2 protein-coding genes are annotated in these 1,927 nt (G+C 69.2%); one reads left to right on the top strand and one right to left on the bottom strand.

Features of this window, described 5'->3' with window-relative positions:
- On the bottom strand, positions 1 to 431 hold a 431-nt coding region (locus VGC47_07445), incomplete at its 3' end, for a helix-turn-helix domain-containing protein (GenBank protein HEX9855131.1).
- Between the two features lie 86 nt (positions 432 to 517).
- On the opposite strand from VGC47_07445, the gene VGC47_07440 reads away from it, so the two are divergent.
- Positions 518 to 1,927: FAD-binding oxidoreductase (locus VGC47_07440; GenBank protein HEX9855130.1), on the top strand; the 1,410-nt coding region annotated here is incomplete at its 3' end.

The following is a 1,927-nucleotide window of genomic DNA, read 5'->3' as shown; positions in this document are numbered from 1 at the left end:
GTGAAGTCGAAGCGGATGACGACGCGTCGATCCGGGAGCCGGTCTCGGCGGAGCGCGTTGCACATCGACCACAGGGCCACAAAGGGGTCGAGGTTCTCGGGGGCGATCTCGAGCCAACGCGCACCCCACTCGCCGAGCGACCGGCAGACCGTGAAAAGCTCGTGGCCTGCGGACGTGAGCTTGTAGCGGTGCCCGCGCCCGTCGGGCTTGGGCGCCGACCCGACGACACCGAGCCGTTCCAGGTGCTTGAGCCGCTGCGAGAGCAGGGTACGGGAGAGTCCGGGCGCGCCCTGCAGGATCTCACTGAAGCTGCCGCAGCCAAGGTACAGGTTGCGGATGATCAGGGGGGTCCAGCGCTCGGCGAAGATCTCGGCGCCACGGGCGATGGGGCAGTACTGACCGTACGTCCTCACGACGCCAGTGTTGCGCACCCGCCATCGATTGTGAAGTCCAGATTCTTGACTATCCAGCCGCGGTCCACGGTGGTTCGATGTGGCCGTCGAGACGGGAGGACACGATGACGTCAGCAACGACCGCGGAAATCGCCCACGGAAGCAAGAAGCCAACCCTCGCGAAGATCGACGGGTTCCGAGGCCGGCTGATCAGCGCCGGCGACGCCGACTACGACAGCGCCCGTGCAGTCTGGAACGGTGCCATCGACCGGCGCCCGCGCCTGATCGCCCGATGCATCGGGAGCGCCGACGTGGTCGCGGCCGTGCGTTTCGCCCGCGACCACGATCTGGAGATCGCCATACGGGGCGGAGGCCACAACGTGGCGGGCACCGCCGTTTGCGACGACGGGATCGTCATCGACCTCTCGGCGATGCGGGGCGTGCGAGTCGATCCCGCCGGCCGCAGGGCCTGGGTGCAGGGTGGTGCGCTGTGGGGGGACGTCGACAGCGAGACGCAGGCGCACGGTCTGGCCACCACCGGCGGAATCGTGAGCCACACCGGCGTCGCCGGGCTCACCCTCGGCGGCGGCGTCGGCTGGCTGATGCGCAAGCACGGCCTCACGGTCGACAACCTCCTCGCCGCCGACGTCGTGACGGCTAACGGCGAGCTGCTGCGCGCGTCCGGGGACAAGCACCCCGACCTGTTCTGGGCGCTGCGAGGCGGCGGCGGCAACTTCGGCGCGGTCACCTCGTTCGAGTTCCGTCTCCACTCCGTCGGGCCGACCGTCCTGGCCGGGCCGATCCTCTGGGACGCGAGCGACGCGAGGGAGGTTCTCCGCTTCTACCGCGACTTCGTCCGCGACGCTCCCGACGAGCTCGGCACGGTCGTGAGGTTCGGCACCGCGCCACCGCTACCGGTCATCCCCGAGAATCTGCACTGGCGCCCGGTGGTGATGGTGGGTACCTGCTACGCCGGGCCGATCGAGGACGGTTTGCAGAGGCTCCGTCCGCTGCGCGCATCCCGGACTCCGCTCCTCGACCTGGTCGGGCCCACGCTGTACGCGGGATTCCAGAGCGCGCTCGACTCGACCGTCGTCCACGGTTGGAGCTACTACTGGAAGTCCACCCACCTCCCCGAGCTCCGCGACGACCTCATCGAAGTGATCGCCGAGCACGCGTTCTCCTGCTCGTCGCCACGGTCGTACGCGGCGATGTTCCATCTGAAGGGGGCGGTGAGCCGTGTGGTCGATGGCGGGACGGCGTTCGGGAACCGGCAGGCGTCGCACGCGATCACCCTCGATGGTGTGTGGCGGCCCGGCGAGGACGTCGGCGACCGGGACACCGCTTGGACGAGGGGTTTCTTCGCCGCCCTCGGCCGCTTCCGCGAAGGCGTCTACGTCAACTTCCTCGGCGGCGACGAAGACCCCGGCCGGGTCCGCGAGGCGTACGGCGACTCCGTCTACGGGCGGCTGGTGGACGTGAAGACCACCTACGACCCCGACAACGTCTTCCACCACAACCAGAACATCCGCCCG

It is taken from the genome of Acidimicrobiia bacterium (assembly GCA_036396535.1).
Classification (GTDB): Bacteria; Actinomycetota; Acidimicrobiia; order Spongiisociales; family UBA5794; genus DASWKR01.
Note: the sequence above shows the minus strand (reverse complement) of the source record. Positions and strands in the feature narration are given on the sequence as shown.